General features: G+C 70.9%; 6 protein-coding genes. 2 read left to right on the top strand and 4 right to left on the bottom strand.

The window, feature by feature from the left end; all coding sequences use genetic code 11:
- Window positions 1-98: 98 nt before the first annotated feature.
- From P409_RS22145 to P409_RS22135, 3 genes are all read right to left on the bottom strand, one after another.
- Window positions 99-2,492, bottom strand: a complete 2,394-nt coding sequence (locus tag P409_RS22145; protein ID WP_034843764.1) for an aldehyde dehydrogenase family protein — start codon at window positions 2,490-2,492, stop codon at window positions 99-101.
- Window positions 2,493-2,504: 12 nt separating this feature from the next.
- A complete protein-coding gene (deoC, locus tag P409_RS22140; RefSeq protein ID WP_052121158.1) occupies window positions 2,505-3,500 on the bottom strand; it encodes a deoxyribose-phosphate aldolase in 996 nt (331 codons plus the stop codon).
- 380 nt (window positions 3,501-3,880) lie between these two features.
- Window positions 3,881-4,885 (bottom strand): sugar-binding transcriptional regulator, encoded by a 1,005-nt coding sequence (locus P409_RS22135; RefSeq protein ID WP_052121156.1) that lies wholly within the window; start codon window positions 4,883-4,885, stop codon window positions 3,881-3,883.
- Window positions 4,886-5,017: 132 nt separating this feature from the next.
- On the opposite strand from P409_RS22135, the gene P409_RS22130 reads away from it, so the two are divergent.
- Both P409_RS22130 and P409_RS22125 read left to right on the top strand, forming a co-directional pair.
- Window positions 5,018-5,428, top strand: a complete 411-nt coding sequence (locus tag P409_RS22130) for a GFA family protein (protein WP_034843762.1) — start codon at window positions 5,018-5,020, stop codon at window positions 5,426-5,428.
- A gap of 27 nt (window positions 5,429-5,455) precedes the next feature.
- Window positions 5,456-6,121, top strand: a complete 666-nt coding sequence (locus P409_RS22125; protein WP_034843760.1) for a DNA alkylation repair protein — start codon at window positions 5,456-5,458, stop codon at window positions 6,119-6,121.
- Here P409_RS22125 and P409_RS39100 read toward each other — a convergent pair.
- Window positions 6,118-6,852, bottom strand: a 735-nt coding sequence (locus tag P409_RS39100; protein WP_034843759.1) for a Rossmann-fold NAD(P)-binding domain-containing protein, incomplete at its 5' end; no start/stop codon positions are given. The genes P409_RS22125 and P409_RS39100 overlap by 4 nt on opposite strands.

The following is a 6,852-nucleotide window of genomic DNA, read 5'->3' as shown; positions in this document are numbered from 1 at the left end:
GGAGGGGGACTAAAAAAGCTCACTTCGAGATGTGCGAAGCCAATAGCCCCGAGGAGAGGGATACGGCGCCGGCCCCGCCGTGTCGGAGACGCCGGCCCCTACTCCCCGTAAGGCAGCCAGATGTTCTTCACCTGGGTGGCCCGGCGCAGGTATTCCCTTCCCTGCCCTTCCACGTCCGACAGCCAGTCGCGCCGCTTGCCCTGGTTGGTCCAGGTCGCCTTGAGGTTGCCGGCGCTGGCCTTCTCCACCGCCGCCCCGCCTTCGGCCGGGCCGACATACCAGAGGGCGGCGACGTCGTCGTGCTCGGCCAGGGTCCTGGCCAGGACGTCGCGCTCGCCGGTGATGATGTTGATCACGCCGCCCGGCACGTCGGAGGTGTCGAGCACCTGGTACAGGTCGGTCGCCGCCAGCGGGTGGCGCGGCGACGGCACCGCCACCACGCGGTTGCCCATGGCGATCGCCGGCACCACCAGCGAGACGAAGCCGAGCAGCGGCGCCTCGTCCGGACACAGCAGACCCATCACGCCCCAGGGCTCGTTCATCGCCAGTGTCACCTGGCGGGCGCGGGCGTCATGCACCTGGCCGTCATATTTGTCGGCGAAGCCGGCATAGAAGAAGATCCGCCGCACCGATGCCTCGACCTCCGCCGCCGCGGCCTTGGCCGAGGCGCCGGTCATCGACGAGATCCGGCGCGCGAACTCCTCGGACCGCGCCGCCAGGTTCTCGGCCAGGTAGTACAGCACCTGGGCCCGGTTGTGGCCGGCGAGGCCGCTCCAGCCGCTGGCCCTGTGCGCCGCCTCGACCGCGTTGCGGATGTCCTTGCGGTTGCCCAGGCCGACCTGGCCCAGCGCCCGCCCCTTGGGGTCGGTGACGGTGTAGCTGTAGCCGCCGTCCGGCCGGGCCTGCTTGCCGCCGACATAGAGCTTGGCGGTGCGGTCGATCGAGGGCAGGTCGTGGTCGCCGCCCAGCGGCACCGCCGCCAGCGGCGCCGCGGCCGCGGGCTTCAGCGCCGGAGCGTCCTTCTCCCAGCCCGGCACCAGGTATTCGAACATGCCCTCGCGCCCGCCCTCGCGGCCGAAGCCGCTCTCGCGATAGCCGCCGAAGCCGACCGCGGCGTCGAAGGCGTTGGCGCAGTTGATCCACACCACGCCGGCCTTGAGGCGCGCCGCGACATGCAGCGCCTGGTTCACCGTCTCCGACCACACCGAGGACGCCAGGCCGTAGCGCGAGTTGTTGGCCAGCGCCACCGCCTCGTCCGGGGTGCGGAAGGTCGAGGCCGACAGCACCGGGCCGAAGATCTCCTCCTGCGCGATGGTCGAGGCCGGCTCGGCCTCGGTGAACAAAGTCGGCGGGAAGTAGAGGCCGCCCTTGGGCAGCGTCGCCGAATCCTGCCAGCAGGCGGCGCCCTCCTTCTTGCCCAGCTCGACATAATGCCGGATCCGGTCGAGCTGCACCTGGGCCACGATCGGGCCCATGTCGGTCGACTTGTCGAGCGGGTCGCCGACGCGCAGCGTCGCCATCCGGCGCTTCAGCTTGTCGTACAGCCGATCGGCCACGCTCTCCTGCACCAGCAGGCGCGAGCCGGCGCAGCAGACCTGGCCCTGGTTGAACCAGATCGAATCCACCACGCCCTCGACCGCGGCGTCGAGATCGGCGTCATCGAAGACGATGAAGGGCGACTTGCCGCCCAGCTCCAGCGACAGCTTCTTGCCGGAACCGGCGGTCGCCTCGCGGATCTTCCGCCCGACCTCGGTCGAGCCGGTGAAGGCGATCTTGTCGACATCGGCATGCTCGACGATCAGGGCGCCGGTCGAGCCATCGCCGGTGACGATGTTCAGCACGCCCGGCGGCAGCCCGGCCTCCTGCGCGATCTCGGCGAACAGCAGCGCCGTCAGCGGCGTGAACTCGGCCGGCTTCAGCACCACCGTGTTCCCGGCCGCCAGCGCCGGCGCCACCTTCCAGGCCAGCATCAGCAGCGGGAAGTTCCACGGGATGATCTGGCCGCAGACCCCGACCGGGCGGTAGCCGGGAAACTCGGTCTCGACCAGCGAGGCCCAGCCGGCGTGATGGTAGAAGTGCCGGGCCACCAGCGGGATGTCGATGTCCCGGCTCTCGCGGATCGGCTTGCCGTTGTCCATGGTCTCGACCACGGACAGCAGCCGCTCGCGGCGCTGGACATGGCGGGCCAGGGCGTAGAGGTGGCGGGCGCGCTCGGCCCCCGGCAGCGCCGCCCAGCCCTTCTGCGCTCGGCGCGCGGCCTTGACCGCGGCGTCGACATCCTTGGCCGTGCCCTGCGCCACCTGGGCGAGGGGCTTGCCGGTGGCCGGGTTCAGCACCTCGAAGCGGCCGCCCTCGGCCGGGGCGACGAATTTGCCGTCGATGAAATGGCCGAAGCCCGCCTCGTGCCGCGCCAGCCAGTCGCGGGCGATGCCGCTGTCCTCGGGCGCCGGGCCGTACTCCATGGTGTCGAGAATCTCCGCGATCCGGGGCATGGGTGAAGCTCCTCAGGCGGAAGCGTGGCGGAAGCCGGCCGAATACCGGCCGGTGACGAAATGCTCGATCTGGCGCTCGACATCGGCGAGCAGCGAGGAGGCGCCGATGCGGAACAGCTCCGGCTCCAGCCAGGGCCGGCCCAGCTCCTCCTTCATCAGGATCAGCCAGGCGATCGCGTCCTTGGCGGTGCGCAGGCCGCCGGCCGGCTTGAAGCCGACGCGCTCGCCGGTGCGGTCGAGGTAGTCGCGGATGGCGCGGACCATGACCAGGCTGACCGGCAGGGTGGCGTTGACATCCTCCTTGCCGGTCGAGGTCTTGATGAAATCGGCACCGGCCATCATGCAGACCAGGCTGGCGGCCTCGACATTGCGCAGGGTCCGCAGGTCGCCGGTGGCCAGGATGGTCTTCAGATGCGCCTCGCCGCAGGCCTCGCGCATCGCCCGCACCTCGTCGTAGAGCGCCGACCATTCCCGGTTCAGCACCTGGGCGCGGTGGATGACGATGTCGATCTCGGCCGCCCCCTCCTCCACCGCATAGCGGATCTCGGCCAGGCGCTGCGGCAGCGGCGTCAGGCCGGCCGGGAAGCCGGTGGCGACCGAGGCGACCGGGATGCCGCTGCCGGCCAGCGCCTTCACCGCGGCGCCGACCATGGTGGGATAGACGCAGACGGCGCCGACGGTGGGCGGCCGGTCGGCCAGGCCCAGCGCCTCGACCAGGTCGTCGCGCAGCGGGTGGCGGGCCTTGGCGCAGAGGCGCTGCACCCGGCCCGGCGTGTCGTCGCCGGCCAGGGTGGTCAGGTCCATGCAGGTGATCGCCTTCACCAGCCAGGCGGCCTGGTACTCCTTCTTCACCGTGCGCCGCGTGGTCAGGGTGGCGGCCCGGCGCTCGGCGGCGCTGAGATTGACCCGCGCGGCCTCCACCCAGTCCAGCTCCAGCGCCATGCCGGGATTGCGGTGGGTGTTGGCGGCCAAGTGCGGCGCACTTGCCTCGGCCCGGAGATCAGGCATGGGTGCCTCCCGTCAGAATTTCGCGTTGCCTCTCCCGTGGGCGGGAGCATTTCAGGATGTCTCTCGAGCCATCGCGAAGGCCAGCAACGACATCGACCGAAAGAAAAATGAGTCCCCCCTCCCCTCGCGGGAGGGGGCTAGGGGGAGGGGGTTTTCGCCGTTGAGAGCGGCCAGAACTCTGGCGATCTAACCCTGGCTGCGGGACCTGTCCTCTGCGCATTCGCGCGCGGACGCGCGCAGACCCCTCCCCCTGCCCCCCTCCCGCAAGGGGAGGGGGGACTAGAAAAGATCGGGCTCCGGCTATTTCGAAGGGATCTCGCAAGCGGGAGAGGCCATGCGCCCAATCGGACAGGATCCATCGTGCTCGTGCAGCGAGGCTCTCATCCATCCTGCGCCCCACCCAGAAGCTGCGCGGCGGTGGCCGCGTCGGTGACCAGGACATTGACGAAGCCGGCGACGAGGCAGGCGCGAGCGATGCCCGCCTTCTGCGCCCCGGCCGCGACGCCGATCGAGTGGGTTTTCTCCCGCAGCGCCTCGGGCCGCAGGCCGATGGTGCGTGCATCCAGCTCCGGCGACACGATCCGGCCCTCGGCATCGAGGAAGCGGCCCAGCACGTCGCCGACCGCGCCGGCGCGCTGCAGCGCCGCGATCCCGCCGGCATCGAGATAGCCGGAGTCGACATGGACGGAGCGGCTGGCCATCGGCCCCATGCCGAAGCAGGCGACCGGGGCGGCGCGGGCGACATCGAGGATGCCGGCGATCACCGGGTCCGCCTCCAGCACCGCGCGGGTGGCGGGGTTGCCGACGATGGCCGGCACCGGCAGCAGGGTGGCGGAACCGGGGCCGGCCTCGGCGAAGCCTTCGGCCACGGCGTTGGTGCGGAAGGCGGTGCCGCGGATGGCGGTGGCGCCGTTCAGCAGCACCACCTGCACGCCCTCGTTCCAGCGCGGCGGCAGGCGCCGGGCCACCGCGGTCATGGTGCGGCCCCAGGACACGCCGACGAGATCGGGCCTGGGCGCCAGTGCCGCGAGATACTGTGCCGCGGCCTGGGCCACGGCGTCGATGGCGATGGCTTCGTCGGTCGGCGTGTCTCCGTTGGCCGGGCTCGGCACGACGATCGCCTCGCGCAGCTTCCAGCGCGCCTGCAGCCGGGCCTCGAGGTCGGGCCGGCGCTGGCTCCGCGCCACGATCTCGATGCGGACGATACCGGTCTCGCGCGCCTCCTGCAGCAGCCGGCCGACCTGCCAGCGGGTCAGCCCCAGCTCCTGCGCGATTTCGGACTGGTTGCGGTCCAGGTCGTAATACAGCTTGGCCGCCTGGACCATGAACTGCTCGCGCTGGGCATCAGAGGTGACGCGGTGCCCGAGATCGGCCTGGAGGGTCACGGTGGCGAGTCCGTCAACATTTGAGCAGACTATGCTCGAATGAGCGGACGCTAGCGCCGCTGACGCCGGCCTGTCAAGCGGCGGCGGACGGCGATAGTCTCGGCCGCAAGACCATCACCGGAGGAGACGCCCGTGACCGAGAGCGCGCGCATACTGGCCGGCAAATGCTATTGCGGCGCCGTCCACTACGAGGTGGCGGACGAATTCCGCTATGCCATGAACTGCCACTGCTCGAACTGCCGGCGTACGACGGGGTCGGCGTTCAAGCCGATCGCCGGGATCGAGCGTGCCAAGCTGACGGTGACGCAGGGCCGGGACTCGCTGATGATCTATGGCGAGCCGGACGGCAACAACACGCATTGCCGGGCCTGCGGGTCGCTGCTGTTCTCGGTGGTCCGCGACGGCGCCTATGTCCATGTCGCCATGGGCACGCTGGTCGACGACCCGAGCATCCGGCCGACCGAGCACATCTTCGTCGGCTCCAAGGCGCCCTGGTACACCATCGCCGACGACCTGCCGCAGTACGAGGAGTTCCCGTCCTAGGCTTCGTCCTCAGCGTGGAGGAACTGCATGTCCGCAGTGACCGATGTCATGGCAGAGCTGGCCCTGCTGGAAGACCCGAAGCTGCGGGCCGCCAATGAGGCGCGCGGCGACGATCACGGCGTCAACCTGTCGGCGATCCGCGCGGTCGCCAAGCGCCTGAAGACCCGGCACGAGCTGGCCAAGGAGCTCTGGGCCACCGGCGACACGGCGGCACGGCTGCTGGCGACCCTGGTCGCCAAGCCCACCGCCTTCTTCGCCGACGAGCTTGACGCCATGATCCGCGGCATCCGCGCACCGAAGCTGCTGGACTGGTTCGTCACCGGCATCGTCAAGCCCGGGACGCACACCGAAGCATTGCGCCTGCGCTGGAAGGACGAAGCGGATCTGGTCGGAAGGGCCGGGTGGAGCCTGACGACCGATCGCGTCGTCAAAGGGGCTGCCGGGTTGGACCTGGACGGCCTGCTGCATCAGATCGAGACGGAGATGAAGGATGCGCCCGCACCCAAGCAGTGGTCGATGAACCATTGCCTCGCCGAGATCGGCATCCGTCACCCCGCGCACCGTGCCCGCGCCATCGCCATCGGCGAAAGGCTCCAGGTCCTCGTCGACTACCCGGCATCGCCGGGCTGCACGCCGCCCTACGCCCCCGCCTGGATCGCCGAGATGGTGCGGCGCCAGGAGGGTTCCGCTTAGCGGGCCGGCTGGCGCACCAGCGCCGCCAGCACCTCGGCCAACGGCGTCGTGCCGCGCCGGACCTCACCGCCCTCGACCTCGATCCGCCCGGCATTGTGGGCGTCGTAGAGCTCAGTGACCAGCCGGACATAGCCTTCGCCCAGCCCGCCTGCCGCCAGAGCTTGCTCCCACTGTCCGCGCGGCAGGGCCACCGGCTGCACTGGCCTGCCGAGCGGCCCGGCCAGGGCGGCGGCGACGTCGATCGGGGTGTAGCGCTGCGGCCCCTCGGCATGGAGGATGCGCGGCGGCACGTCGGCCGCGTCCAGCAGCTCGGCCGCGACCAGCCCGACATCGGGGGCCGAGACGGTCGGGAAGCGCTTGTCGAGCGGATGGTGCAGGCTGGCCAGCACGCCGGTGGCCATGGCCGCGCCCAGCGACCGCCCCCAGTTCTGCATATGCTCGGCCGAGCGCAGAAAGGCGATGCCCGGCAGGCCGCCGAGCCGCTGCTCCAGATGGTGGAACAGCAGCGTGATGCCGGTGCCGGCTGCGTGCTGGGCGCCGTAGTCCGAGATCGCGACGGTGCGCGGCGGCCGCGCCGCCTCCAGCGCCCGGGCCAGGCTGTCGATCAGGCTGCGGGTCTCTGCTGCGGCGTCGCCGCGCGACGGGTTCAGGGGGACGATTGCCAGCACGCCCTCGGCGTCGCGCAGCGCTGCGCTCAACGCCTCGGTGTCGACGATATCGGCGACGGCGAT

The organism is Inquilinus limosus MP06 (assembly GCF_000767795.1).
In the GTDB taxonomy this organism is placed as follows: Bacteria; Pseudomonadota; Alphaproteobacteria; order DSM-16000; family Inquilinaceae; genus Inquilinus; species Inquilinus limosus_E.
The sequence above is the reverse complement of the archived record's forward strand: the minus strand, read 5'-3'. Positions and strand labels throughout refer to the sequence as shown.

Coding starts and splice junctions, on each gene's coding strand:
- P409_RS22145 (WP_034843764.1), bottom strand. CDS start 2,492: ATGCCCCGGATCGCGGAGATTCTCGACACCATGGAGTACGGCCCGGCG.
- deoC (WP_052121158.1), bottom strand. CDS start 3,500: ATGCCTGATCTCCGGGCCGAGGCAAGTGCGCCGCACTTGGCCGCCAAC.
- P409_RS22125 (WP_034843760.1), top strand. CDS start 5,456: ATGTCCGCAGTGACCGATGTCATGGCAGAGCTGGCCCTGCTGGAAGAC.